At 63.4% G+C, this 24,746-nt stretch carries 23 protein-coding genes; 7 read left to right on the top strand and 16 right to left on the bottom strand.

The features are described 5' to 3' along the window. The first annotated feature begins 177 nt into the window (after nt 1-177). The 4 genes from QN413_RS00775 (at nt 178) to queC (ending at nt 4,461) form a co-directional block, all read left to right on the top strand. Nucleotides 178-552: an EamA family transporter gene (locus QN413_RS00775; protein WP_187054438.1), complete on the top strand. Its 375-nt coding sequence runs from the start codon at nt 178-180 to the stop codon at nt 550-552. Nucleotide 553: 1 nt separating this feature from the next. Beyond that, a complete protein-coding gene (locus tag QN413_RS00770) occupies nt 554-2,002 on the top strand; it encodes a UbiA family prenyltransferase (protein ID WP_187054439.1) in 1,449 nt (482 codons plus the stop codon). 41 nt (nt 2,003-2,043) lie between these two features. Further along, entirely contained in the window at nt 2,044-3,606 is a 1,563-nt protein-coding gene (locus QN413_RS00765; RefSeq protein WP_323494779.1) for a hypothetical protein, read from the top strand. Between the two features lie 150 nt (nt 3,607-3,756). Further along, a complete protein-coding gene (gene queC, locus QN413_RS00760; protein ID WP_323494778.1) occupies nt 3,757-4,461 on the top strand; it encodes a 7-cyano-7-deazaguanine synthase QueC in 705 nt (234 codons plus the stop codon). 13 nt (nt 4,462-4,474) lie between these two features. On the opposite strand, the gene QN413_RS00755 is transcribed toward queC, so the two are convergent. From QN413_RS00755 to gspG, 14 genes are all read right to left on the bottom strand, one after another. Then, on the bottom strand, nt 4,475-6,319 hold the full coding sequence (locus QN413_RS00755; RefSeq protein ID WP_323494777.1) for an ABC transporter ATP-binding protein/permease: 1,845 nt from the start codon (nt 6,317-6,319) through the stop codon (nt 4,475-4,477). 97 nt (nt 6,320-6,416) lie between these two features. After that, entirely contained in the window at nt 6,417-7,757 is a 1,341-nt protein-coding gene (gene argG, locus QN413_RS00750; RefSeq protein WP_323494776.1) for an argininosuccinate synthase, read from the bottom strand. 66 nt (nt 7,758-7,823) lie between these two features. Then, nucleotides 7,824-8,723, bottom strand: a complete 900-nt coding sequence (locus tag QN413_RS00745; protein ID WP_323494775.1) for a 5'-nucleotidase — start codon at nt 8,721-8,723, stop codon at nt 7,824-7,826. Nucleotides 8,724-8,736: 13 nt separating this feature from the next. Further along, nucleotides 8,737-9,969, bottom strand: a complete 1,233-nt coding sequence (gene gspF, locus QN413_RS00740; RefSeq protein ID WP_323494774.1) for a type II secretion system inner membrane protein GspF — start codon at nt 9,967-9,969, stop codon at nt 8,737-8,739. Between the two features lie 80 nt (nt 9,970-10,049). Next, nucleotides 10,050-11,441: a GspE/PulE family protein gene (locus QN413_RS00735; RefSeq protein WP_323494773.1), complete on the bottom strand. Its 1,392-nt coding sequence runs from the start codon at nt 11,439-11,441 to the stop codon at nt 10,050-10,052. Between the two features lie 17 nt (nt 11,442-11,458). Continuing rightward, nucleotides 11,459-13,705 carry a type II secretion system secretin GspD gene (gspD, locus tag QN413_RS00730; RefSeq protein WP_323494772.1) on the bottom strand — a complete coding sequence of 749 codons (2,247 nt, stop codon included), beginning with the start codon at nt 13,703-13,705 and terminating at the stop codon, nt 11,459-11,461. Nucleotides 13,706-13,707: 2 nt separating this feature from the next. Beyond that, on the bottom strand, nt 13,708-14,514 hold the full coding sequence (gspN, locus tag QN413_RS00725; RefSeq protein WP_323494771.1) for a type II secretion system protein N: 807 nt from the start codon (nt 14,512-14,514) through the stop codon (nt 13,708-13,710). A 29-nt stretch (nt 14,515-14,543) separates the two neighbouring features. Beyond that, nucleotides 14,544-15,143, bottom strand: coding sequence for a type II secretion system protein GspM (gene gspM, locus QN413_RS00720; RefSeq protein ID WP_323494770.1), 600 nt, complete (start codon nt 15,141-15,143; stop codon nt 14,544-14,546). Beyond that, a complete protein-coding gene (gspL, locus tag QN413_RS00715) occupies nt 15,140-16,348 on the bottom strand; it encodes a type II secretion system protein GspL (protein WP_323494769.1) in 1,209 nt (402 codons plus the stop codon). The genes gspM and gspL overlap by 4 nt, the downstream gene beginning before the upstream one ends. Nucleotides 16,349-16,484: 136 nt before the next feature. Then, on the bottom strand, nt 16,485-17,630 hold the full coding sequence (gene gspK, locus QN413_RS00710) for a type II secretion system minor pseudopilin GspK (RefSeq protein ID WP_323494768.1): 1,146 nt from the start codon (nt 17,628-17,630) through the stop codon (nt 16,485-16,487). Beyond that, nucleotides 17,627-18,280, bottom strand: a complete 654-nt coding sequence (locus QN413_RS00705) for a PulJ/GspJ family protein (RefSeq protein WP_323494767.1) — start codon at nt 18,278-18,280, stop codon at nt 17,627-17,629. Before QN413_RS00705 ends, gspK begins: the two co-directional genes overlap by 4 nt. Further along, nucleotides 18,280-18,657: a type II secretion system minor pseudopilin GspI gene (gene gspI / locus QN413_RS00700; RefSeq protein ID WP_187054453.1), complete on the bottom strand. Its 378-nt coding sequence runs from the start codon at nt 18,655-18,657 to the stop codon at nt 18,280-18,282. Before gspI ends, QN413_RS00705 begins: the two co-directional genes overlap by 1 nt. Further along, the gene (locus QN413_RS00695; RefSeq protein ID WP_323494765.1) at nt 18,654-19,205 is read right to left on the bottom strand and encodes a pilus assembly FimT family protein; all 552 of its coding nucleotides are present in this window, start codon (nt 19,203-19,205) and stop codon (nt 18,654-18,656) included. The genes gspI and QN413_RS00695 overlap by 4 nt, the downstream gene beginning before the upstream one ends. Next, nucleotides 19,180-19,653: a type II secretion system major pseudopilin GspG gene (gspG, locus tag QN413_RS00690; RefSeq protein ID WP_323494764.1), complete on the bottom strand. Its 474-nt coding sequence runs from the start codon at nt 19,651-19,653 to the stop codon at nt 19,180-19,182. Before gspG ends, QN413_RS00695 begins: the two co-directional genes overlap by 26 nt. 21 nt (nt 19,654-19,674) lie before the next feature. On the opposite strand from gspG, the gene QN413_RS00685 reads away from it, so the two are divergent. Continuing rightward, nucleotides 19,675-20,184: a hypothetical protein gene (locus QN413_RS00685; RefSeq protein ID WP_323494763.1), complete on the top strand. Its 510-nt coding sequence runs from the start codon at nt 19,675-19,677 to the stop codon at nt 20,182-20,184. A gap of 18 nt (nt 20,185-20,202) precedes the next feature. Here QN413_RS00685 and ilvA read toward each other — a convergent pair whose 3' ends face one another. Beyond that, nucleotides 20,203-21,747, bottom strand: coding sequence for a threonine ammonia-lyase, biosynthetic (gene ilvA / locus QN413_RS00680; protein ID WP_323494762.1), 1,545 nt, complete (start codon nt 21,745-21,747; stop codon nt 20,203-20,205). Between the two features lie 233 nt (nt 21,748-21,980). Here ilvA and QN413_RS00675 point away from each other — a divergent pair, with 233 nt between their 5' ends. Further along, a complete protein-coding gene (locus QN413_RS00675; RefSeq protein ID WP_323494761.1) occupies nt 21,981-22,430 on the top strand; it encodes an OsmC family protein in 450 nt (149 codons plus the stop codon). Nucleotides 22,431-22,445: 15 nt separating this feature from the next. Here the strand turns inward: QN413_RS00675 and coq7 are convergent, their stop codons facing one another. Continuing rightward, the gene (coq7, locus tag QN413_RS00670) at nt 22,446-23,090 is read right to left on the bottom strand and encodes a 2-polyprenyl-3-methyl-6-methoxy-1,4-benzoquinone monooxygenase (RefSeq protein ID WP_323494760.1); all 645 of its coding nucleotides are present in this window, start codon (nt 23,088-23,090) and stop codon (nt 22,446-22,448) included. Nucleotides 23,091-23,373: 283 nt separating this feature from the next. Here coq7 and QN413_RS00665 point away from each other — a divergent pair, with 283 nt between their 5' ends. Then, nucleotides 23,374-24,684 (top strand): porin, encoded by a 1,311-nt coding sequence (locus tag QN413_RS00665; protein ID WP_323494759.1) that lies wholly within the window; start codon nt 23,374-23,376, stop codon nt 24,682-24,684. Nucleotides 24,685-24,746: the final 62 nt, after the last annotated feature.

Genomic DNA, 24,746 nt, shown 5'->3' with positions numbered 1-24,746 from the left:
TTGTTGTAACATCAAGCCAACACAAAGCACTCAAATGCAATCCGGATAGAGCGGGGCGCAGTAGGCAGTTCGTTAGCGAAACATCGTTTCGCGCTGCCTTGCTTTCAACCCGGAGGTTTCGATGTTCAGCTTCTCCGCCACGCCTCGTTCGCGCGGATCGTACAAAGGGTCATAGGCGTGAATCTCAGCACTTTCGCCATTATTTTTGCGGGTGTGCTGCTGAATTCGGCAGCCCAGCTGATGCTCAAGGCAGGCGCCCGCGCGATCGGTTCAGTGTCCATGGCAAGTATCGGATCGATAGTCGATGCCGCGTGGAGCGCTGCCTTGCAGCCTTGGATACTAGTAGGTCTGACCTGCTATTTCATCAGTGCCGGACTGTGGGTCGTTGCATTGACGCGAGTCGATGTCACAGTCGCATACCCCATGCTCTCGATGGGATACGTCATCGCAGCGGTCCTTGCATGGCATTTTTTCGGTGAGGCATTAACTACGCAACGCTTGCTCGGGATCGCAATCATCCTGGTCGGCGTCGTTGTTCTCGGCAGGGGTTGAGATGGCATCGAGCATCACTCTCGCGGTCTCGCCCCAGCCGCTCTACGTCGATCTCGACGGTACATTGATCGCCACCGATCTGCTGCACGAATCATTGCTGCAGTTGGTGCGCTCAGCACCGGGTTCGTTGCTCAGCCTCCCATGGTGGCTCGTGCACGGGAAATCCGCTTTCAAGCGAAAAGTCGCACTGCACGTTGACATCGATGTCGTCACGCTGCCATATCGCCCCGCTGTTCTGGAATTGATTCGTAACGCACGTGTGGCCGGACGCCGGGTGGTCCTCGCCACTGCCAGCGACGCCGAATTCGCGCGCAAGGTCGCAGACCATTTGGGTCTGTTCGATGCCGTTCTGGCTTCGGACGGCCTTATCAACATGCGCGGCGCGGCCAAGTTGAAGGCCATCCAAGATGACGCCGAAGGTGAGCCGTTTTGCTACGCAGGTGACAGCACCGCGGATCTGGACGTGTGGAGTGGTGCCGCCGCCGCGGTTGTCGTGAGTCGCTCGCGTTCTTTGGTACAGCATGCCGCCCGGTTGACAAAGGTCGATGCAGTCATCGAACCTCCGGCTACCTCCTTGCGGCGCTACCTCTATGGAATGCGGCTGCATCAATGGCTTAAAAACGTGCTGGTGTTTCTGCCGCTGATGCCAGTGCTGCACGCCCTCAGCAGCGCGCTGCTGCTTAACGGCGTCTTTGCCTTTTTTGCTTTTGGGCTGGCTGCATCTGCGGTCTATATCGTCAATGATTTGCTCGATCTACAGTCTGATCGACTGCACCATCGCAAACGGTCACGACCGTTTGCGGCCGGCGAGATCTCGGTGCTCCGCGGCCTTGCGCTGGCGACGGGACTTGCCTTGGCGTCGCTTGCGTTTTCGTTGCTCTTTCTCCCGAAAGTTTTTCTGTGGGTGCTGCTCTTCTATGTCGCACTGACCACCGCTTATTCCCTGTTTTTGAAGCGTCGTGCGGTGGTCGATGTCTTTTCGCTGGCCGGCCTCTACACAGTCCGGGTCGCGGCGGGAACTGCGGCAACCGGCCAGCCACTGTCATTCTGGATTTTGTCGTTCTCGCTCTTCATATTCCTGAGTCTTGCATTGGCCAAGCGCTACGTCGAACTGACGACCGGATCGCCGGACGCCCTGGAGCGAATGACGCGCGATCGCGGCTATCAACCTGGCGACGTTACTTTCGTGCTTAGCGCAGGCGTCGCCGCAGGGCAAATGTCGGCGCTGTTGCTCAGCTTGTATTTGCAGGACTCGCAGATGTCGGAGAGATACGTCAACCCTGTTTACCTATGGGCATTGATTCCGGTTTTCTTGTTTTGGGTCATGCGCATCTGGCTTAAGGCGATTCGTGGCGCGTTGCACGACGACCCGGTGGTTTTTGCCGCGCGTGACTGGGTCAGCCGACTTGCGGTCGGCATGGCTGCAGTTGTCCTATACCTGGCCGGTTGAGCTCCGAACACAATTTCCTTTAGCAAAGATTTGAATAAGCAATGAACAACATCAATACGGCGCACAGGCGCAGTTCTGCAACGGGCAGGGAAAGCATCCTGATCGTGCTGGCAGTCGTACTTTTGTTGACGATGCTTCATCTGCACTACCCGTTCAACGAAGACCAGGCGCTGTTCATGTACGCGGCGCGCGAGATGACCGATGGCGCACAGATGTACCGCGAGTTCTGGGATATGAAGCAGCCTGGGATCTATTGGTGGTACCTGGCGGTCGGATCGATCTTCAGCTTCGATGCAGTCGGCCTGCGCTGGATGGATGTTGTCTGGTCTCTCTGTGTTGCCGGCGTTCTGTGGGCGGCTGTGCGACAGCGAGGCGCACTCGCAGCCGTCCTTGCGCCGTGCTTCGGTTTCGCGAGTTTCTACGGTCGGGCTTCCATCAACCAGTTTTCACAGGTCGAATGGATTGTGGGCGGCCCCATCGCGGTCGTGCTGTGGTGCGTCGGTGTCGAGTCGAAGCCAGGCAAAGAACGCGCGACGGCAGGGCGCTACGCGATTGCCGGCGCGATGCTTGCAATCGTTGCGTTGTTCAAAACCATGCTGGTTATTCTGCCCATGGCTGTGATCGTGACGGCAATCGCCCACGCCAGGTGGAAAGACAGGATAGATGGAAGTAGTTTGATCAGGTGGCGAGTGGCACCGATGTTCGCGGGTTGCCTGTTCACGTTGTTGCCGGTGGTGATCTGGATGCAACTCAATGGCACCTTGACCGAGGCGCTCTGGACGGCCTTCGTGTATCCCGGGATCGCAGTGCGAGAGTACGAGCACAACACCATACTCAGGCTCCTGGGTTCGACGCGCTGGTTCCTTATCGGCACAGTTGCGTTGGTTCCCTGGGCCGCATGGGCTGCCTTCAACGGGTTGCGGCATCGGTCTCGCCTGGAGTTGCTCTGTACCGCGTGGTGTGCAGGGGCGATGATTGTCATTCCCATGCAGGTGCTTTCATTCTGGGACTATCACTTCGACCTGCTTTTCCTGCCACTCGGCGTACTCGCAGCACTGGGCTTCGTCGATGCACTGTACCGGCTTGGTTCCATGAAGAATCTGCGCTATCGACAAGCCGCCATTGCGCTAATGATCATCAGCGTACTGATTAATTTCGGATGGCCATTGGGCCGAAAAGTTGTGAAGGTGTTTGCTGCGATGCCCTTTACTGCGGCCAGTCAGAGCGCGTTGGACAATTCGCTCGATGCTCGGTTGTCAGAGTACAAAGAGTCCGTGGAGGCTGTGAGAGGCATTGCCGGCGAGCAGGACCGTATCGTTGTATGGGGTGATGCGAGGATGCATTTCATGCTGCAACGTCGGCCGGTGATTGAAATCAATGGCTCAACGTTTTATCTTGCTCGCCAGTTGGAACAGGTAGTCAGCGAGATTCGCGAGAAAAAGCCGAAGCTCATTTATCTGAGCAAAGAGAGAGACCGTATGACCTATCACGGGGGCGGCATATTACCGATAACGATCAAGGAGATGTACGAGCCGGCATACGACAACCGTTTTGGCACATGGTATCGACTCCGAAGTGGCGCCACTGTCAAAACAACTCCCTGAAGCAGACTAGTCGAAAGTCTGCACTGAGCCGGGTATGTCGAAACGGCACAACCTGCGGGACTGCGAAAATCAGGCCAGCCGGCGACGAGGCGTGGCGCGCAGTCGACGTGCCATGCACGGCGCCGATCGCCCACCATACCTTTCACGAACATGCCGCTCCACACCACCGCACTCGTCCTCTTTTCCGGCGGCCAGGACTCGACGACTTGCCTCGCCGACGCGCTTTCGAAGTACCAGCGGGTCGAGACACTCGGTTTCGATTACGGCCAGCGCCACCGCGTCGAGCTCGACATGCGCGGCAGCATTCGGGCGAAACTGCGCGAGTGCTTTCCGCGCTGGGCATCGCGGCTCGGCGAAGACCATTTGCTGACGATCGACGCGCTGGCGCAACTCGGCGGCTCGTCGCTCACCGAAGAGGTCGCTTTCGCGATGCAGGCCGACGGCTTGCCGAACACGTTCGTGCCCGGCCGCAACCTGCTGTTCCTCACGCTCGCCGGTGCACTGGCCTACCGGCGCGGACTCCAAGTGATCGTCACCGGAGTTTGCGAAACCGACTTTTCCGGCTACCCCGATTGCCGCGACGACACCATGAAGGCGATGCAACTGGCCCTGTCGCTCGGGCTGGAGCGACGCCTGGTCATCGAGACGCCGTTGATGTGGATCAACAAGGCCGAGACTTGGCAAATGGCCGAGCGCCTCGGCGGCTTGCCGCTGGTCGAACTCATCGTCGAAGAGACGCACACCTGCTACCTCGGCGACCGCACGCATCGGCACGCCTGGGGTTACGGCTGCGGCACCTGCCCAGCGTGCGTGCTTCGAAAGAACGGGTGGGAGCGCTACGTCGTCCGCGACTGAGCAGTCGACGAGCTCACGCGGCAGCGCCGGCTGGGCTTCCAGCATCGGTGCTCAATCGGTAGCGCGCTTTGCCTTCCGATCCAGTGCCCTCAGCTTCCGGCACCAGCGTCCAGCGCTGCTTGTGGTGATCGCCTACGGAAGGTCGATGAGCGATCGAGACCATGGCGCCACCCGCTGCCTGCACCGTGGCCGCTAGCCGCTTGTACAACACGGCCTCTGCCTCGGCATCGAGCGCGCTCGTGGCCTCATCGGCGAACAGCCAGGCCGGCTTCTTGAGCAGCACGCGCGCGATGGCGAGGCGTTGTTGCTCGCCGCCGGAGAGCTTCTGGCTCCAGGCGTCGCTGTCGTCCAGCCGCTTTGCGAGCTCGGGCAGCAGCGCGTCATTCAACGCCTGGCGCAATGCGTCGTCGTCGTAGTCGGATGCGGGGTTCGGGTAGGTCAGCGCATCGCGCAAGGTGCCATCCGGCACATACGGCCGCTGCGGAATGAACATCGTGTTGCTTGGCACGTCCACGGTGCCGACGGCAAAAGGCCAGATGCCGGCGAAGGCACGGAACAGCGTCGACTTTCCGCTGCCCGACGGGCCCTGCAGCAGCACGCTCTCGCCGGGCTGCACGGTCAACGCGGTGTGATGCAACAGCTTGGTGCCGTCGGGCAATGCCACGTCGAGGTTGTCGGTGTGCAGGCGCGAGCCGGGCTGGCGCGCGACCGCTGCCTGCGTTTCTGCGTGCGCGCGCATGGCGTCGTCGAAGGTGGAGAGCCGGTCGGCGGTGGCGCGCCAAACTGCGACCCGATCGTAGTTGTCGACGAACCACGAGAGCGAGTCCTGCACCGTGCTGAAGGTCCGTGAAATCTGCATCAACTCGCCGAACTGGATCGCGCCGCTGAAGAAGCGGGGCGCCGCCAGAAAGAACGGAAACACCACGGACAACTGGCCGAACGATGCGGTGAACGCCACGAGGTTCTTCTGTTGCTTGATGAGCGAGAGGTAGTTGCGCAGCACACTGGAGAAGCGCGTGTCGAGCTGGCCGTGCTCGACCTTTTCACCGCGATCGAGCGCGATCGCTTCGCTGTTCTCGCGCACCCGGATCAGGTGATGCCGGAAGTCTGCTTCGAAGCGCTGCTGACGGAAGTTGAGGCCGATGAGCGGCCGCCCGATGTAATGCGTGATGGTCGTGCCGACGGCGCAGTAGATCACCGCGACCCACACCATGTAACCCGGCACCGAGAAGCTCTGCCCGCCCAGCGTGAACGCCAGCGGACCCGACAGGCCCCACAGAATGCCGATGAAGGTGACCAGCGTCACGACCGAGTTCAGGATGCCCATCGACAGCGTCACCGTGTAGTCGGTGAAGAGCTGCATGTCTTCCTGGATACGCTGGTCCGGGTTGTCCGGGTTGGCAGTTTGCGCGCCATCGACCGTGGTCCGAGCCGAATATCGCGCGAGCTCGATCCGGTAGAAGGTGTGGTTGGCGAGCCAGCGCGTCATGTAGCTGCGCGTCATCCAGGCGCGCCATCGCACTTGCAGCAGCTGCGTCAAATAGAACTTGAGGACAGCGACCAGGATGCCGGCCATCGCGATGTAGGTGAATCGCAGCAGCTGCGTCCAGAACACCGGCTGATTCTTGGCCTGCAGCGCGTCGTAGAACACGCGGCTCCAGTCGTTGATGAGCACCGTCACGTAGACCGTGCCCAGGTTCAGCGCGACGACGCCGATCAACAGGCCCCAGGCCTTCCACTTTTCTTCGGAACGAAAGTAAGGCGCCGACAGCCGCCCTATGCGCCGCAGCGTCTGCAGGAAAGACCGAGAAGGCTCCGCGAGCGACGTTGCGGGAAGAGTGGAAGAAGCAGAAGACATCGAACCGCCATCATCGTGAAGCGCGTCGGTACGCGCGGTGCGGGCATCCTAGCGCCGTGCCTCGCGCCAAAGTTAAGCGGCGCTGAAGCGCAGTGCTTCAGTCGGGCTTGTCTTCGGCCTTCGGCTTTGGCAGAACGGGTGTCGAGCCCGGTGCCAGCAGGCCGGTGCGCGTGTAAGTCATCAGCTTGTCGCGCGTGTCGATGATGTCGAGGTTGCGCATGGTCAACTGACCGATGCGGTCGCGCGGCGAGAAAGCGCCCTCTACCTTTTCCATGCTCAGGCGCTCGGGCTTGTAGGTGAGGTTCGGCGAATCGGTGTTCAGCAGCGAGTAGTCGTTGCCGCGGCGCAGTTCCAGTGTCACTTCACCGGTGATCGCGCTGGCAATCCAGCGCTGCGCTGTCTCGCGCAGCATGATCGCCTGCGGGTCGAACCAGCGGCCCTGGTAGAGCAGGCGGCCGAGTTTCAGGCCGTTCATGCGGTACTGCTCGATGGTGTCTTCGTTGTGAATGCCCGTCACCAGTCGCTCGTAGGCGATGAAGAGCAAGGCCAGGCCGGGTGCCTCGTAGATGCCGCGGCTCTTGGCTTCGATGATGCGGTTTTCGATCTGGTCGCTCATGCCCAAACCGTGGCGGCCGCCGATGCGATTGGCTTCGAGCAGCAGCGACACCGGGTCGGCGTAGCTCACGCCGTTGAGCGCCACCGGCATGCCTTCTTCGAAGCGCACCGTGACCTCCTCGGTCTTGACCTCGACCGTCTCTTTCCAGAAGGCCACGCCCATGATCGGATTCACGATCTTCATGCCGCTCGACAGGTGCTCCAGGTCTTTGGCCTCGTGCGTCGCACCCAGCATGTTGGAGTCGGTCGAGTAGGCTTTTTCAGCCGACATCTTGTAGCCGAAACCGTGCTGGGTCATGAAGGCCGACATCTCGGCACGGCCCCCCAGCTCGTCGATGAACAACTGGTCGAGCCACGGCTTGTAGATCTTGAGCGACGGATTGGTGAGCAGTCCATAGCGGTAGAAACGCTCGATGTCGTTGCCCTTGTAGGTGCTGCCGTCGCCCCAGATGTTGACGTCGTCTTCCTTCATGGCCGCGACCAGCATCGTGCCGGTGACCGCACGGCCGATCGGCGTCGTGTTGAAGTAGGTGACGCCGGCGGTCGAAATGTGGAAGGCACCGGCCTGCAGCGCGGCGATGCCTTCGTTGACCAGCTGCGTGCGGCAATCGATGAGCCGCGCCTGGATCGCGCCGTACTCCATCGCCTTGCGCGGGATCTCTTCGTAGTCCGGCTCGTCGGGTTGGCCCAGGTTGGCCGTGTACGCATAGGGGAGGGCACCCTTTTGCTTCATCCAGAGCAAGGCGGCACTGGTGTCGAGGCCGCCGGAAAAGGCGATGCCGACTTTTTGGCCGGCGGGGATGTCTTGGAGGATGGTGGACATGGGCAGGAGGTGCCGTAGCACGCAGAAAAATGGAATGACGAAACGACCGTATTTTCGGTGGGTTTTTCAGTGCGGATTGCTGATGCCGCTCGAGACATGGCCAGACGGCACATGGCGTGCCGCCGCGTCGACGTGGCCGGTCTGGTCGTCGAAAAAGAAATCAGGTTCGAACTCGCGCAGGAACTCGCCCTTGGGCAGGCCACCGAGGAACATCGCTTCGTCGACGCGGATGTTCCATTTCATGAGCGTGCGAATGGCGCGCTCGTGCGCCGGCGCGCTGCGCGCCGTCACCAGCGCAGTGCGAATGCGCATATCGACATTTCCGGCGTGTTGCAACCGGTGGAGCGCGGCCAGCAATGGTTTGAACGGGCCTTCGGGCAGCGGCAGCTCGGCCTTGCTGGATTCGTGCGCCTGGAACGCATCGAGCCCCTGGCTCTGGAACACGCGCTCGGCCTCGTCGCTGAACAGCACCGCGTCGCCGTCGAAAGCGATGCGCACTTCGTCCGGGTAGGCGTCGCTCGCCTTGACCGATTCGACCAGCACGCGCGCCGCAGGAAAGCCGGCGTTGAGCGCTTCACGCACGTCTTCTGCGTTGACCGACAAGAACAGGTGGGCACGCAGCGGCCGCAGATAGCCGAACGGCGGCCGGCCCTGAGTGAACACGCCGCGCTGCAGCTTGATGTCGGCCGCCACGCTCGACTTGAAGATCCGCATGCCCGACACCGGATCGTTGCGCGACAGGATCACGACTTCGACGCGCTGCACGCCGTCGTCGTTGAAGCGCAGCAGCTTGCGCACCAGCGAGTACGCGATGCCGGGTTGGGCCGGCACGTCGAGCCGCTCGAACTGCAGCTTCATGTAGCCCTCGGGATCGCCCGAATCGAACAGCCGGTTTTCTTCTTCGAGATTGAAGAGTGCGCGGGAAGAAATGGCGACGACGAGCTTGTCGTCCAGGGTGACGGCCATGGGTTGTCGCTTGCTACTTGACGAACTGGTTGAGCTGAATGATCGGCATCAGCACCGCCAGCACGATGAGCATGACGACGCCGCCCATCGCCACGATCAGCAGCGGCTCCAGGATGGTCGCCAGATGCATCGCGCGCCGTTGGACCTCGGCGCCGAGCTGGTTGGCAGCGCGCTGCAGCATCAGCGGCAGCGTGCCGGTTTGCTCGCCGAGCCGCGCGAACATCGAGACGATGCCGGGAAAGCGTTTCTTTTGCGCCAGCGCCGAAGCCAGCGGTGCGCCTTCGCGCACCAGCACCAGGGCATCGAGCGCATCGGCGCGCATGGCGGTGTTGCTCAGCGTTTCGGACGCGGCCTGCAGCGCTTTCAGGATCGGCACGCCGGCCGTCGTGAGCATGGCCAGCGTGCTGGAAAAGCGCGCCGCGTTGTACTGACGCGCGAGCTTGCCGACCAATGGAAGGTTGAGCCACGCGGCGTCGAACTTTTCGCGGAAGGCCGCGCGGGCCAAAGCGAGCCGTGCGCTGAACACGATGAAGGCGATCGCCACCAGCATGGCCCAGCCGTAGTTCCGAACGAACGCGCTCAGGCCCAGCATCGCGACTGTCAAAAACGGCAACGCGCGTTTGGTTCCGGCGAACACATTGGCGACTTGCGGCACCACGTAGCTGACCAGAAAGATCACGATCGCAATCGCGACCAGCGTGACGATGGCCGGGTACAGCGCCGCGCCGACCAGCTTTTGCCGCAACGCCATGCTTTGTTCGAGGTCGTCGGCAAGTCGCTCCAGCACCATGCCCAGGTTGCCGCTTTGCTCGCCGGCGCTGATCACCGCGGTGTAGATCGGCGAGAACTCGTGCGGGTGCTGCGACAAGGCGCGTCCGAAGGGCGAGCCGCCGTTGACTTCGGCACGGAGCGACGCCAGCAGGTTGCGCTGGCGCTCGCTTTCGGCTTCGTCAGTCAGCGCGGTGAGGGCGCGTTCCAGCGGCAGTCCGGAAGAGACCAATCCTGCAAGTTGCCGCGTCCAGATGGCCAGGGCGGTGGAATTGAAGATGCGACCGCCTGCCAGTGCGCGACGCCAGCCGCTGGACGATGGTGCATCGGCCCCGCCACTGCCGACGGATGTGACGGTCAGCGGGATGAGCGATTGCGCGCGGAGCAGGCCGCGGGCGCTGCGGGCGGTATCGGCCTCGAGCACGCCTTTGCGGGTCAGGCCTTGCTGGTCTATGGCTTCGAAGGAATAGGCAGGCATGAGCGGATAGGTGGCGAGGGTTCGCTAGTTCGCATTGTCAGTGTTTGCAGGCGGTACAGGTCGTGCCCGGCGAGACGTCCTCAGTCTCGCGTCACCCGCAACAGTTCTGCCCGCGACGTCACCCCGGCCTGCACCAGTCGCTCCCCGTCCTCGCGCATCGACCGCAAGCCGCCGCGCTCGGCAGCGACGAAGAGCTGGCTCTCGGGCGCGCGGCTGTGAATCAGCGACTGCACTGTTTCGTCGGCGACCAGCAGTTCGAAGATACCGGTGCGGCCCTGGTAGCCGGTTTGGCCGCAAGCTTCGCAGCCGGCGCCGGTGCACACGGTGCAGACCTTTCGCACCAGTCGTTGCGCCAGCACGCCGAGCAACGACGAGCTGAGCAGGAACGGTTCGACGCCCATGTCGGTCAGCCGCGTCACCGCACTCACCGAATCGTTGGTGTGCAAAGTCGCCAGCACCAGGTGTCCTGTCAGCGACGCCTGGATCGCGATCTGCGCAGTCTCGAAATCGCGAATCTCGCCGATCATGATCACGTCGGGGTCTTGCCGGAGGATCGCGCGCAAGGCCTTGGCAAAAGTCAGTTCAATCTTGGCGTTGACCTGCGTTTGCCCGATGCCAGTCAGCTCGTACTCGATGGGGTCTTCGACCGTCATGATGTTGCTGCGGCCGGCGTCGAGTCGGCCGAGTGCGGCGTACAGCGTCGTGGTCTTGCCTGAGCCGGTCGGTCCCGTCACCAGGATGATCCCGTGCGGCTGGCCGATGAGCTGCTCGAAGCGCGCCAGCGTGCCGCCCTGCATGCCGACAGCCTCTAGCGTGAGCTTGCTTTCGGTCTTGTCTAGCAGCCGCAGCACAGCGCGTTCGCCGTGCGCCGAGGGCAGCGTCGACACGCGCACGTCGACTGCACGGGTGCCGATGCGCAGGCTGATGCGGCCATCTTGAGGCAGGCGCTTTTCGGCGATGTCGAGGTCGGCCATGATCTTCAGGCGCGAGATCAGCGCCGCATGCAGCGCGCGATTGGGCTGCACCACTTCGCGCAGCGTGCCGTCGATGCGAAAGCGGACCGACGAGGTGCGCTCGTACGGCTCGATGTGGATGTCGCTGGCGCCGTCGCGCGCGGCCTGCGTCAACAGCGCGTTCAGCATGCGAATGATGGGCGCGTCGCCGGCGCTTTCCAGCAAGTCTTCGACGGCAGGCAGCTCCTGCATCATTCGCGACAAGTCGGCATCGCCTTGCACTTCGCTCACCACCGCGGCAGCGTTCGATTCGCCTTGCGCGTAGGCGGCGCTGATGCGTTGGGCCAACTGTCCGGGCGGCAACGCTTCGAAGGTCTTGATGGCGTACTTGCGCATCACCTCGCCGACAGCACTGCGCGGCGGCGCCTGCGGCATCCACAAGGTGTAAGCGCCGTCGTCGGCCTCTTCGAGCAGCAGTTGCTGGCCGCGAGCGAACGCGTAGGGCAGGGGGTAGCGCATCAGGAGGCCAATTTATCTCAGGGCAATTCGCGTGTGCTCGTCGGATCCGCGGTCGGCGGCAGGGCACCGCGCAAGGGGCTGGGCGCGACCGGCTTGAAGCTCTCGTTCACCAGCGGTTGAGGTATCAGGCGGGTGCCTTCTATGCGGGTGTTGCCCAGCTTCGACGGTGGCAGTTCGGGAAGCAAAGGCGCCTCGCTTACGCCGCGCAGTGCCAAGTTGCTTTCGGGCTGAACGGCGATTTGCTGCGCACGGATCGCATCGTAGCGGTCGTAGGCAAAGGCTTCGCTGGCAGCGCCGTCGCGAATCACGACCGGGCGCAAAAAAATCATCAGGTTGGTCTTGTTGCGCGAGCGGGTTTCGCTCTTGAACAGGTTGCCGATGATCGGAATGTCGCCGGCCAGCGGCACTTTTTCGTTCGAGCGCGAGTAGTCGTCCTGCAGCAGGCCGCCCAACATGACGATGCTGCCGTCTTCGACCAGCACGTTGGATTCGATCGAACGCTTGTTGGTGGTCGGGCCATTGATGTCGGTGCGCGTGGCCGGATCGACGTTCGACACTTCCTGAAAGATCGCCAGCTTGACGGTGCCGTTCTCGTTGATCTGCGGCCGCACGCGCAAGGTCAGGCCGACGTCCTTGCGCTCGACCGTGGTGAACGGATTAATGGTCGACGTATTGCCGTTGGTGCTGGCGTATTGACCGGTCACAAAGGGCACGTTCTGGCCGATCACGATCTTGGCTTCTTCGTTATCGAGCGTCAGCAAATTGGGTGTCGACAGCGTGTTGCCCTCGCCATTGCTTTCGAGAAAGCGCGCCAGGAAACCAAGCACGTACTTTCCATTGATCTTGTGGCCGATGCCGAAGTTGATGCCGGTAGAAGGCCGCGTTGCCGCGTTCTTGGTGGCGATGCCTACGGCCAGGTCGATGATGTTTTGGCCGCCCAGGCTCGAGTTGGTGCCGAGCACCCCGACGTTTTCTCCGCTGCCGCCCAACGCGCTCTGCCATTGCACGCCAAACTCCGCCGCCTTGGTGGCGCTCACTTCGATGATCAGGCTTTCAATCATGACCTGTGCGCGGCGACTGTCGAGCTTGTCGACGACCGCACGAATCTGTCGGTATTGCGGCTCGGCCGCTGTGATGATCAACGAATTGGTCGACGGATCGGCCTGGATCTGGCCGCCGGTCGACGGCTGGTTGGTGTTGTTGAGCGGCGTGTTGGCGGCCGACGTGCCGGCCTGGGTAGGCTGCACCTGCGACACCGGTTGAATGCCCGTCGCGTTGGGAAACGACGCACCCGCAGCACTGCCGCCGCGCGCTTCAGTCGACAGCGCAGCCCGCAGCGTGGCGGCTAACTTCACTGCGTCTGAGTTCTTGAGGTAGATGACGTAGATGTTGCCAGCTGCACCGTTGCCGCTGTCGATGGGCGCGCGGTCGAGCTTGTCGACCAGCGTGCGAACAAGCTGCGCGCGCGCCGGATTCGCGGCCCGCACGATGATGGCATTGCTGCGCGGTTCGGCCAGCAGCGTGGTGCGAAACGACGCGTCGACCGTGCCGGGCGCCGTACCTTGCGAGCCGGTGCCTTCAAGCAGTCGCGTGACCAGGGGCACCAGGTCGGTGGCGACCGAATGCTTGAGCGGAATGATGTCGACATCTCCGGCGTTCGGCACGTCGAGTGCGGCCACGATGCGCGCCAGGCGGCGCATGTTCTCGGCATAGTCGGTGATGACCAGCGAGTTGTTGCCTGGGTTCACATTGATCGTGTTGTTGGGCGCGATGAGCGGGCGCAGCACCGGCAGCAGGTTGGCCGCCGACTCGTAGTTGAGCTTGAAGACCTGCGTGACGATCTGGTTGCCAGAGAGCGTCGAGGTGGCGCTGGTCGACGTTGTCACCGCGCTGCTTTGCAGTTTGGCGTCGGCTTCGGGAACGATCTTGTAGAGGCCGTCGGCCTGCACGATCGCAAAGCCCTGCAGTCGCAGTGCGGCAGCGAACTGGTTGAAGGCGGCGGCCGGCGAGATCGGCCGATCGGTTTGCAGATTGATGGTGCCCTTGACGCGCGGGTCGACCACCACGTCGCGGCCGGTGACGACGGCCAGTGTGCGCGCTACCGATTCGATTTCGGCGTTGTTGAAGTTGAGCGTGATCGGCTCGCCGCGGCGCGGGCCTGCGACGTCTTGAGCGAACGCGGATGGAATGCATGCCGCTATCAAAATCTGTGCCGCGAGTGCGACCAGACCGATACGAACGCCATGCGAAGACAAGTGCTTCATGGTCAACCCAAAGTGATGAGCGAACGCGCGCCGCTGCGCCGTCCGATGATGTTCAAAAGATTCGAAAGCGCGTCTTCGCGGCCGGCGGCGGCACTGGCCTCGCCGTCGAAGCGAAACGCCTTGCCGTTCCAGCGGCCGCTGCCGCTCAGTTGCAGACTGCCTTCACGCGTGGTGAGCAGCAACGTCGGTGCCGGACCGCCGTCGAGCAGCAACTGGTAGCTGCCCATCGGCCGCAGTGTCGAGAGGCTGGATGAAATGTCGGTGGCCGCCAGCGTGGCACGGCCCGCCATCGCGAGTCGAGGGCCGTCCCAGCGCATCGACCAGGCGCGGGTCGACAGGTCGAGCACGCCTTCGGGCTTGAGCGTGTTCCAGGGCGCGCCGAAGCCGCTCAGAAGCGCCGCGGGCCAGCGCGACTGGCCGTCTTGCCAGTCGACCTGTACGCCGTTGGCATGCGGCGCGGCAATGAAGCGCAACGACTGCGCGGCGCAACAAGGAATGTCGAGCGCACCGGCGATGGCGTTCCAGCGCGGCCGCAGTGTCCACGCCAGCGTGCCTGGCAGCGAGATCGACTCCGCCCCGCCGCCACCGCTGGAGAACACCACGCCGGCCGTGCCGTTCCACACCGTGCCGCGTGGGTTGACCAGTTCGAGGTGCCCGTTGCTCCACTGCGCGAGGCTGGCGGCCAGCCAGCGGGCCGGTGCGAACAGCGCGAGAGCCATCGCAATGCCCAGCACCGTACCCAGGAGCGCCCAGCGCCAGCCGATGACGGCGGTCTCTGGCGCGAGGGTGGAGCGAGGGCGGGTGGCCATGGTGTTGGACGATGCGATCAAGGACGCCATCAGCGTGCCGGAAGGCTCATGACCAGGGTGCCGTCCCAGCGGACTCTGGCTGCTTCTGCAGCCGCGGCTGCAGAAGCAGCAGCGTTGGACGATCCGGTCTGGCCGAAAGCGCCCGGCGTGGCGCCACCGCCGCTCCCACTGCCACCGGGAGCGCGTGTCAGGTGCGCCTCGCGTGGCACCGCGCGTGCGTTGCTGCGAGCCTGGCCAAACCATTGCGCCAGACCTTCAGCGGGCGCAGCGCGCACCTGCACGGTAACGCCTTCGTTGGCACCGGCAGTCTGCAGTTGTGCGTTGGCGCCGAGGCTTTGGCGGACCGAAGTTTCGAGCGCACGCAACGCGTCGTCCCGGTTGGAACGGGGCTGCGACTGGAGCGCTCGCGCTTGCGTTTGCAAGGTCGTCATTTGCTGCAGTTGAGCGTCGAGCTGTGCGTGTTCCGCGGGCGCAGAGGCTAGCGTTCGCAGTGCCGGCGCCAGCGCCACCCACCAAAGCAGCGCCAGCGCGACGACCGTCGCCGCGATGATCACCAGCCGTTGCTCGCGCGGCGGAAGGTCTGGCCACCAGGCTTGCCAGCGTTCGTTGAGGGAATCAAACCACGTCATCGGGCCGCCTCCGCTTGCACCAGCAGCAAGTCGCCTTCGAGCCGGGCGCTGTAGCCTCGTGCCGAGAGCGTGGTCGCCAAGCCGTTTTCGTCGCTCGGCTGCAAGCCCAGGCCGCGCAGCCGGAGTTGTCCGGCGCTGTAGTCGATCGCCGTGGGCACGCGACCCGGCGGCAGGCTGGCTGCCAGTGCTCCGAGCATTGGTTCGAGGTCGGCGCCGGCCACACCGCCGGTTGCCTGCTGCAATGCGGAGACTTCGCGCGCCATTTGCAGCGGCGCATCGACCACCAGTTGCACCGAGGGAAAGGTTTGAGTCAGCACCGTGCGTACCGCGCTGCGCTTGGCATCCAGCGCGCTGCGTTCTTTCCAGGCCCAGGCGTTGAGGCCGAAGAGCTGCGCCATCACAAGCACTACGGCGCCCCATCGGGCGGCTCGCCAGCGCGGCGCACGCAGAAGCGCCTGCGTGATCGATGCGAGCTTTTTGCTGGCGCGCGCACGGCCGGTCGAGGCGAGGTCGAACTGGGCCAAGTCCCACGGCGAGTTGCTGGCCTGCATCCAGCGCTCGGCGGGCTTGACGATCGGAACGCGGCGATTGAAAAGGCCATCGGCCAACTCCGCGACGCCGGGTTCGGCCAGCAACGCGGCGCCCTCCGGCAACGGCCCGATCAACGCGAGGCTGGCGCTGTCGAGCGGCAGCACCGACACCCCCGCCGTATCGCAGACGGTGAGTTGCGCCGCGCCGGGTTCGCCGGTCGCAACCAGCATGGCTGCTGCGCCGACCGGCTGCGGGGTGAATTCAGGAATGATGCGGGCGATGCGCCGGTTGGCGGCTTCGAGCGCCTGCACCCAGCTGCGCAGCCAGATGCGGTTGCAGGCGGCGACCCATACCGAGCCGCCCGCGCGCGCGCCGGGCTCCAGCGCGAAGTGGAGAAGCTCGGGCTCGTCGAGCAGCCGGTCTTCGAGCAGGCCGTTGAGCACCGAACGCAGCCGTACAGCGCCACTCAGGCTGCCCGGTGGCAGGGTGAGCTGGTGCCACGACAACATCGAGGCCGGTACGCACAGCGTCACTTCATCGCTGGACGGCAGCAGCGCGGGGAGTGCACTGCCCTGCGCACGCAGCCGCCGCCCGTCGTTCGACCACGCCGCCCACGCCAGTTCAGCGCTGGCCGCGGCGGGTGACAGGGGAGCAACAACCAGTAACTGAGGCATGAATCGGCGTTTGAATCAGGGCATCTATTGTAGGAGTCGACTGATGGATATCGCTACGAATTTGATAGCGCCTCCGGCAACCATGACGGGCGGTCCAGCTTTTTTTAACTGAGAAAGGTGACAGTGACCGCAGTGTTCATGGTTTGCCGGCCACAGCCGTGGCGCCGGCGCCACGTTCGCGCCATACCAGCTTCACTTCGACGCCATCTCGCTGGAGCAAGGAATGCTCTTCGACATAGGTGCGGTCGATTCGCAGACGGCCTTCGACTTCGAAAAACCGGGTGCCGACGCTGTGCTGGATGTCGTTGAATTCCGAGGAGCCCTGCTGCACCAGGGCAGCCGCATCGCTCACGCTTTTGAAAGGGTTCCGCGTACGCTGCGCGACCAGCCGCTTGGCGCCGGCCAAGTCGAGTGTGGGCACGCTGGCGAACAGCGCCTCGGCGGTGGCGGTATTGAGGTTGAGCGGCGTACCGACCGGCAGGATCGTCACATAGGGCGAAATCGCAGTCACGGTCGAGGGCGACAGGCCAAGCCATACGAGCTGGCCTGTGCGTTGCGGTAACAGCGGGCCGTTGGGATCGCTGGTGCCGGTTGCTCCTGTGGTGCTCGCGATGCCACCGCTCGCTGCGGTCGTTCCGGCGCTCCCCGTGCTGCCTGCGACGTTGGCCGTCGCAATGGCTGCCGTCGCGGCCGCCGCGCCTTGCGTCGTATTGGCACCGGCAGCCGTCGCCGAAACCGTGGCGGGCGCTGCACGTTGCAGGTTGGCGGTGAGCACCCCTACCTCTTGTGCCGGCAGTCCGAGCAGCTCGAACAGCTTTGAAAATGCCGCGACCGATGCCGGGACCGGCTTGCCGCCCGACACCAGGTTCATCACGTTGAGCTTCGATTGCGCATCGATGATTCGGCCCGACAAAAAGGCGTCGGGCAGCCCTTCGAGCGCATCGCTTGCAATGTTCTTGTCGTCTGCCAGAAAGCTCGAAAGCCGCGCTTCCTCCAGCGGCACCGCCCATGGTTCGGCGAGCGAGTCGGGGCCACCGGCACGCGCGTCTTCTCGCAGGATGAGGCGCGACCAGTCGAGCGCGCCGATCAGCACCCACGCCGCCTGCACCCGGCTGCGTTCGGCAGCTTCGACTTCGGTGGCGCGCCATTGCTGCCAAAGTGCGGCGGCGGCGAAAGTTGCGACCAGCGTCACGGTGAGCATCGCCGCGAGCAGCGCGGCCCCGCGTTGGCGAACCAGTGAGAACGATGCGTGGCGCGAGGCCGAAGTCGAACGGGTTCTCATGACTTGGGCACGTTCGCGGTCGGACGAACCCAGTCGCGCACCAGCTGGCCCGCCAGTGCCGGGCCGGGGGGCAAGTCGAGCACCAGCCGGACGCCGTCGGGCACCGGGTTCTCGGTGCCCAGCGCTTCGCTGGTCACCGCTGCGGTCCACAGGTTGTCGCGAAAGTAAGCGATCTGCCAGTTCTGCAATGGCATCAGCGCCACATCGGCACCACGGGCATCGCTGCCGCCGCCTTGTGCCCAACTGGCCGCGCGATCCCACGCCAACTGCCACTCCGTGCGCGTCACGAAGGGGGCGGATTGCCAACGACGCCAGCGCTGGACGCCATCGGTGTCGCCGCGCACCGTCCATGCGACCACGTACACCACGGGCTGTGCCTGATCGGGGCCGCGCCGCGTCAGCCGCAGGGTGCGGCCGTCCCAGTCGATCGGATGCGTTTGCGACAGCGCGATCGTTGCATCGAGATCGGCGCTCCATTGCGACAGCGTGGTCTGCAGTGTGAGCACGGCGTCGCCGCGCGCGCGGTTTTGTTCGTGCGCGCGGCTCATGCCGTCGAGGCCGCGCCAGCTCATGATTGCGAGCAACGCCATCACCGCGATGGCGACCATCAGCTCGATGAGCGTGAAGCCTGCGGCGGAAGGTTTGCGCATCAGTACCTCCCGACCACGGTGGACACCCGAAGCACCGTGGCTTCGGTCGCGTCGCGCACCTGCACGTCGACGCGCCTGAAGTTGGGGTTGAGCGTTTGCGTGGTCGAAACCGTCATGCCGAAGCTGGTGTTGGCCTGGGTGCACACGGAGCCGGCCTCGCCGACGGGCGGCATCACGCGGGCGAGCCGTGCCTTGACGAGTTCGTTCTCTACGCAAAGCTGAGCCAGCAACACGTCGGATTGCCGTTGCGCATTGCGAGTCAAGGCCATGGTGGCTTGGGTGCCCGCGGCCAGTGCGATGGCGACGATGGCGAGTGCGACCAGCACTTCGATCAGGGTGAAGCCGCGAGAGCTTCCGTTCGATCGACATGACCTCATGGCGCGCTCACCGAGAAAGGGCGTAGCCCGTCGGTCGCGATGCGCAGCGTGCGCGCCGGTGGACCATCGGCCGTCAACAAAAGCTGTTGCGCCGCAATGATCGGATCAGGCCCCAGCAGCAAGGCGACCGCGGCGGTGCCATCGGTCGCGACCGGTTGCGCGTGCATGCCGGTGCTCATCCAGCTGGTCGGCAAGGCGCCCGGCGGCAACCCGTCGAACACGAATGCTTCCGGGCCATTGGGCGTCGGTCGGAAGCGCACTGCGGTGCCACTGGAACGTGACTGCGCGCGCGCCGATTCGAGCAAGGCCGCAAGCCGTTCGGCCTCGCGGTCAAGCGTGGCCTGGCCCGAATCCCGCAGCGCCAGACCGACACCGGCTGTCGCCAGCGCGATGATCGCGATGACGACGATGAGTTCGAGCAAGGTGAAGCCGGTCGCGCGCAGACCGGATCGCTGGCAGCCGACTTGGCCGCCAGCGCCGCCGTAGCCGCTGTGCAGGTTGCGGCTGTAGCGGCCGCAGCGACTATTGCCAACTGCCGATGTCGGCATTCTTGCCTTCGCCACCTGGCTGGCCGTCGGCGCCGAGCGAGAGCACATCGATTTCGCCCTTGATGCCCGGATTCATGTACTGGTAGGAGCGGCCCCACGGGTCGTTGGGCAGCTTCTCGACATACGGCTTCCAGTTGGGCGCGGCAGGCCCCGCCGTGGGCCTCACCAGCAGCGCCTGCAGCCCTTGTTCGGCCGTCGGGTAGCGCTGGTTGTCCAGGCGATACAGCTTGAGCGCCTGCATCAGGTTGTTGACATCGGTCTTGGCCGCCGTGACGCGCGCATCGTCGGCCCGCTCGATCACGTTCGGCACGATCAGCGCCGCCAGCACGCCGATGATGACCAGCACCACCATCAACTCGATCAGCGTGAATGCACGCTGCAAGAACTGCTGCCGACGGCGCTGCAGATGTCGCACGAGGGAACGGGGTGAGCGGGTCAAAAAGGTCATGAGCAATGATAATGCGGCCCCATGGCACTTCCCTACGCTCCCGCCCGTTGGCCCTCCGCGACCGCTACCGTGGTGTTGTGGGGGGTCGCTGCCGCAAGCATCGTTTTCTGGGGCCTGCGACTCACGGCACCGGCCGATGCAGCGCCGCCGCCAGCGGTCGGTGGGCTGGCCATTGTCGCGGTCGATTCGACGACCTTGTCGCGCTTTCTGGGCGGCGTGTCGACCGACCCGGTGGTTACCGCAACACCCGATGCGGCGAGCCGTTTTGCGCTGCTCGGCGTGGTGGCCGACACCGATGGTCAGGGCGTGGCGCTGATTGCGGTCGATGGCAAGCCGCCTCGCCCGTTCCGCGTCGGTGGCAGCGTGGGTGGGCGCTCAGCCGGAGGTTATGTGCTGCAGTCAGTCGGCCCGCGCGCGGCAACGTTAGGTGCAGCCGGTACCTCTGGGCCGGCCTTCACGCTGCAGATGCCTACGCGTCCGCTGGCCGTGCTGTTGCCGCCGCAAGTGCTCTCGTTGCCAGACGCGAACTGAGCGCTTCCGCGTCTGCTTTCAAGCCTTCAGGAACAGCCGATAGACCGGGTTGGCGGTTTCGTCGACATACGGATAGCCGAGTGTTTCGAGAAATTCGCTAAAGGCGCCATGGTCGGCCGCCGGCACCTGCAGCCCGACCAGAATTCGGCCATAGTCGGCGCCCTGGTTGCGGTAATGAAACAGGCTGATGTTCCAGTTCGGCCGCATCAGGCTCAAGAACTTCAACAGCGCGCCTGGCCGCTCCGGGAACACGAAGCGCAGCAATCGTTCTTCATGCGCGAGCCCTGTCCGGCCGCCGACCATGTGGCGAATGTGCTCCTTGGCCAACTCGTCGTGCGTGAGGTCGATCGTGCCGAACCCATGCGCGACGAAGGTGTCGGCAATCGTCTTCGATTCGCCACGCGTCGAGGTCGTGAGGCCGACGAACACATGCGCCTCACTGGCGTCGCTGATGCGGTAGTTGAACTCGGTGACGTTGCGTGATGCTCCCGGCACCTCGCCCACCAGTTCGCAGAAACGGCGAAAGCTGCCGCGCTCTTCAGGAATGGTGACGGCGAAAAGTGCTTCGCGTTCTTCGCCGACTTCGGCCCGTTCCGCGACGAAGCGCAACCGGTCGAAGTTCATGTTGGCGCCGCACAGGATCACTGCGTAGGTTTCGCCGCGCGTGCCGTGCGTTTTCACATACTGCTTGACGGCAGCCACGGCCAATGCGCCAGCTGGCTCGACGATGCTGCGCGTGTCGATGAACACGTCCTTGATGCCGGCGCACACGGCGTCGGTGTCGACCGTCATGAACTCGTCGACCAAGTCAGCAGCGATGCGAAAAGTCTCTTCACCGACCAGCTTGACGGCCGTGCCATCGGAGAACAAACCCACATCGACGAGCGTCACGCGTCGTTTGGCTGCGACCGATTGCATCATCGCGTCGGAGTCGCTCATTTGCACGCCGATGACCTTGATCTCGGGCCGAACGGCCTTGATGTAGTTGGCCACGCCGGAGATCAAGCCGCCGCCGCCGATGGCGACGAACACCGCATCGAGTCGACCCTGATGTTGGCGCAGGATTTCCATGGCGATGGTGCCCTGGCCGGCAATGACATCGGGGTCATCGAACGGATGGACGAAAGTCAGGCCCTGTGCCGTTTGCAGTTCGAGCGCATGCGCATAGGCGTCGGAGTAGCTGTCGCCGTGCAGATGCACTTCACCGCCCAGCGCGCGCACTGCGTTCACCTTGAGTTCGGGCGTGGTAACCGGCATCACCACCACCGCGCGTGCGCCGAGTTTTTGCGCCCCCAGCGCTACGCCTTGCGCATGGTTACCGGCCGAAGCGCAGATCACGCCGTTCGCCAACTGTTGGGCGCTCAGGTGCGCCATCTTGTTGTACGCGCCGCGCAGCTTGAAGCTGAATACGGGTTGCTGGTCTTCGCGCTTGAGCAGAACCGTGTTGCCGAGACGAGCGCTCAACGCCTTGGCAGGTTCCAGCGCGGATTCGACCGCCACGTCGTACACGCGCGCCGTCAGGATCTTCTTCAGGTAGTCGGCGGGAGTGAGCGAGGTGGGCATGGGGCCGCGATCATAGTGCGCCCAAGAAAAAAGCCCCGGGTCTTGCGACTCGGGGCTAAATCCACCAATTGGAAGGGTGGAGGAGACAACCGATGCGTCCTTGCGGAGGCGATGAAATAAAGTATATCGACAGTTTGTTGCATTGCAACAAGCGCCCGACGCTTTTCGCATACACAAACCAACTTGCAGTGTGATTTTTTTGCCTGCGACCCCGACCTTATGGAGCTACGACGATGGAATGCACAGTGAGCTGGACTGGAAATGCCGGCACGCAATCGGCAATGGGCTTTGTCGCAGAAACCGGCAGCGGCCACGTTTTGACAATGGACGGCGCAGTGGACGAGACGAAACCTGAAAACGGTGGGCGCAATCAGGCGCCGCGTCCGATGGAAACGCTTCTGGCTGGCACCGGTGGTTGTACTGCGTATGACGTGGTACTGATCTTGAAGCGCGGGCGCCATAAGGTCGAGCGTTGCAGCGTCAAGCTGGCCAGCACGCGGGCTGAAAAGGATCCCAAAGTGTTCACAACGATCCACATGCACTTCACCGTCGCCGGCAAAGGCATCCCGGCCTCTGCGGTCGAGCGTGCCATCGCGCTAAGCCACGACACTTATTGCTCTGCGACCATCATGCTTGGCAAGACGGCTGAGATCACGACCAGTTTCGACCTGATCGAGACTTGATCGGCCCAGACCTTCTCATATGCGATGCGCGACTGTCGTCATCACCCGTGATACGAGCTTCATCATTCCCTTGGCGGGCGCGGGCAGTTCCTTGGCGCCGGCGCTCCATGCCTCTGCTGCGTGGCGCGCTTCGTCCATCTTCATTTGCACGATCACTGCGCGCGATTCGCGATCAGCTGCCGGTAAACGGTCCAGGTGGCCATCGAGATGCGCCTCGACCTGCTTTTCCGTCTCTGCGACGAAGCCCAGACTCCAGCGATCGCCCAGGCGGCCCGCCAACAGGCCCAGCCCGAAAGCGCCCGCATACCAGAGCGGATTGAGCAGCGACGGGCGCGCGCCCAATGCCTCCAGCCGTTCGTGCGTCCAGGCCAGGTGGTCGGTCTCCTCGCGAGCGGCGTGCAGGAAGTGCTCGCGCAGGCTTTTGTCCTTGGTGACGGCGGCCTGTGCCGTATACAGCGCCTGAGCGCAGACCTCGCCGACATGGTTCACTCGCATCAGCGCGCCGGCTTCGCGCCGCTCGATGTCGGTCAGTGCAAGTGGAGCAGCATCTGTCGCTGTCGCTGTAGCCGACGGGATGGGTCGCGTCGCGTACGGCGCGGAAAAAAGGGTCCGAAGTGCTGCGTCGGCTGCAATTAAAAGAGGGTCAAGGGTCGAACTCATCACCTTATTTGAACCGAAGAGCAATCACCTCGCCGTTGTGCACTTTCTATTTCACATCACGGCATCGAGGAGGCTTTCAGTCCTTTGTTGCACCCGTGCAACGAAACGCGCGGGCCAGCTGACTTTTCGGGCGAATTGTTTTGCCCTGTCGCGGCTGCTCTGGTGCAATAGCAACAACTTCCCAAAAGGAGGTTGGCCCGGGGTCCGGTGGGAGCACAAAAGTGCACAAGCACAGTGAACCCTCCGCACCGGAGCCCTATGTTTAACCTTGGAGAAACTTGCAATGAAAAAATCTCTAGTTGCTTTGGCTGCCCTGGCTGTTGCCGGTATTGCCTCGGCTCAGTCGTCCGTCACGCTGTTCGGTGTGGTCGACGCTTCGGTCAGCCACTACTCGTCCAAAGCCGAGTTGGCCAACCCGTTCGCAGTGGCGCCTTTCGTCATTCCTACCGGCATCAAGCAAAGCCAGACCGTTCTGGGCAATTCCGGCTACAACTCCAGCCGGATCGGCTTCCGTGGTACGGAAGACCTCGGCGGCGGCTTGGCTGCCAGCTTCTGGCTCGAATCGAGCATGTCCAATGATGACGGTGCCAAGGCTCTGAGCAACTTCAACCGTCGTTCGACGGTGAGCTTGTCCGGTGGTTTCGGTGAAGTTCGTCTGGGTCGTGACTACACCGCCACGTTCTGGAACGACACCGTATTTGATCCGTTCGGCACCAACGGTGTCGGCAGCAGCGCAATCTTTGGCACGAACCTCCGTTTGTCCAGCCTGCGTGGTCCAGGTGCTGCCGCAGGCGGCTCCGGCAGCGACAACTACGTTCGTACCAGCAACTCTATCGGCTACTTCCTGCCGCCAAACCTTGGTGGTTTCTACGGCCAGTTGCAATATGCACTGCCGGAAACCGTCAAGAACAGCGGTCTCGATCAGTCGCAGAAGGGTCGCTACGTCGGCGGTCGTTTCGGCTACGCCAATGGACCTCTGGACGTGGCAGTTGCCTACGGCCAAAGCACGGCTGCCGACACTCCTTCGGTCGTGACTGGCCTCGTGGTCGGTAACAGCCAGCAGCGCAAGATCGACACCCTGAACCTTGGCGCTTCGTATGACTTCGGTCCTGCAAAGTTGTTCGCTGAACTGTCGCAAGCCAAGGACAAGAACAAGCTGGGCACCTCCGCTGCGCTCGCAGGTCTTCCTTACTTCGTGACCACGAGCCAGACCGACAAGTACAACGGTGCCTTGGTGGGTGTGACTGTTCCCGTCGGCGCAGGCCTGATTCGCGCTTCGTACTCGCGTGTCAAGTTCAGCAACGGTGCAACGCCTGTCGTCAACGTGCAAAACTTCTTCAGCACGTCGAACTTCGACTCTACGGCTAACCAGCTGGCGCTCGGCTACGTGCACAACCTGTCGAAGCGCACGGCTCTGTACGCTACGATCGCAAAGCTGAAGATCACCGACGGCCAAAACAGCGCAGTCCTCGGCGGCCAGTCCATTATTCAAAGCAATGGGACGAACCCAGCCGGTGGCGTGGGCAATTCGCCAGCTGGCTACACCCAGCGCAGCTCGTTGGGCTACGACTTCGGCGTTCGCCATTCGTTCTAATTTGACGCTGGCCTAGCCAGTTCAAATTGAAAAACGATAAAAGCCACTCGACGCAAGTCGAG

Origin of the sequence: Variovorax sp. LG9.2, assembly GCF_035018885.1 — a bacterium.
GTDB lineage: Bacteria > Pseudomonadota > Gammaproteobacteria > Burkholderiales > Burkholderiaceae_C > Variovorax.
The sequence above is the reverse complement of the archived record's forward strand: the minus strand, read 5'-3'. Positions and strand labels throughout refer to the sequence as shown.

Bases quoted from the DNA above. Each gene is read 5' to 3' on its own strand.
- QN413_RS00770 (WP_187054439.1), top strand. From the start codon at position 554: ATGGCATCGAGCATCACTCTCGCGGTCTCGCCCCAGCCGCTCTACGTC.
- QN413_RS00765 (WP_323494779.1), top strand. From the start codon at position 2,044: ATGAACAACATCAATACGGCGCACAGGCGCAGTTCTGCAACGGGCAGG.
- queC (WP_323494778.1), top strand. From the start codon at position 3,757: ATGCCGCTCCACACCACCGCACTCGTCCTCTTTTCCGGCGGCCAGGAC.
- QN413_RS00755 (WP_323494777.1), bottom strand. From the start codon at position 6,319: ATGTCTTCTGCTTCTTCCACTCTTCCCGCAACGTCGCTCGCGGAGCCT.
- argG (WP_323494776.1), bottom strand. From the start codon at position 7,757: ATGTCCACCATCCTCCAAGACATCCCCGCCGGCCAAAAAGTCGGCATC.
- QN413_RS00745 (WP_323494775.1), bottom strand. From the start codon at position 8,723: ATGGCCGTCACCCTGGACGACAAGCTCGTCGTCGCCATTTCTTCCCGC.
- gspF (WP_323494774.1), bottom strand. From the start codon at position 9,969: ATGCCTGCCTATTCCTTCGAAGCCATAGACCAGCAAGGCCTGACCCGC.
- QN413_RS00735 (WP_323494773.1), bottom strand. From the start codon at position 11,441: ATGCGCTACCCCCTGCCCTACGCGTTCGCTCGCGGCCAGCAACTGCTG.
- gspD (WP_323494772.1), bottom strand. From the start codon at position 13,705: ATGAAGCACTTGTCTTCGCATGGCGTTCGTATCGGTCTGGTCGCACTC.
- gspN (WP_323494771.1), bottom strand. From the start codon at position 14,514: ATGGCCACCCGCCCTCGCTCCACCCTCGCGCCAGAGACCGCCGTCATC.
- gspM (WP_323494770.1), bottom strand. From the start codon at position 15,143: ATGACGTGGTTTGATTCCCTCAACGAACGCTGGCAAGCCTGGTGGCCA.
- gspL (WP_323494769.1), bottom strand. From the start codon at position 16,348: ATGCCTCAGTTACTGGTTGTTGCTCCCCTGTCACCCGCCGCGGCCAGC.
- gspK (WP_323494768.1), bottom strand. From the start codon at position 17,630: ATGAGAACCCGTTCGACTTCGGCCTCGCGCCACGCATCGTTCTCACTG.
- QN413_RS00705 (WP_323494767.1), bottom strand. From the start codon at position 18,280: ATGCGCAAACCTTCCGCCGCAGGCTTCACGCTCATCGAGCTGATGGTC.
- gspI (WP_187054453.1), bottom strand. From the start codon at position 18,657: ATGAGGTCATGTCGATCGAACGGAAGCTCTCGCGGCTTCACCCTGATC.
- QN413_RS00695 (WP_323494765.1), bottom strand. From the start codon at position 19,205: ATGCCGACATCGGCAGTTGGCAATAGTCGCTGCGGCCGCTACAGCCGC.
- gspG (WP_323494764.1), bottom strand. From the start codon at position 19,653: ATGACCTTTTTGACCCGCTCACCCCGTTCCCTCGTGCGACATCTGCAG.
- QN413_RS00685 (WP_323494763.1), top strand. From the start codon at position 19,675: ATGGCACTTCCCTACGCTCCCGCCCGTTGGCCCTCCGCGACCGCTACC.
- ilvA (WP_323494762.1), bottom strand. From the start codon at position 21,747: ATGCCCACCTCGCTCACTCCCGCCGACTACCTGAAGAAGATCCTGACG.
- QN413_RS00675 (WP_323494761.1), top strand. From the start codon at position 21,981: ATGGAATGCACAGTGAGCTGGACTGGAAATGCCGGCACGCAATCGGCA.
- coq7 (WP_323494760.1), bottom strand. From the start codon at position 23,090: ATGAGTTCGACCCTTGACCCTCTTTTAATTGCAGCCGACGCAGCACTT.
- QN413_RS00665 (WP_323494759.1), top strand. From the start codon at position 23,374: ATGAAAAAATCTCTAGTTGCTTTGGCTGCCCTGGCTGTTGCCGGTATT.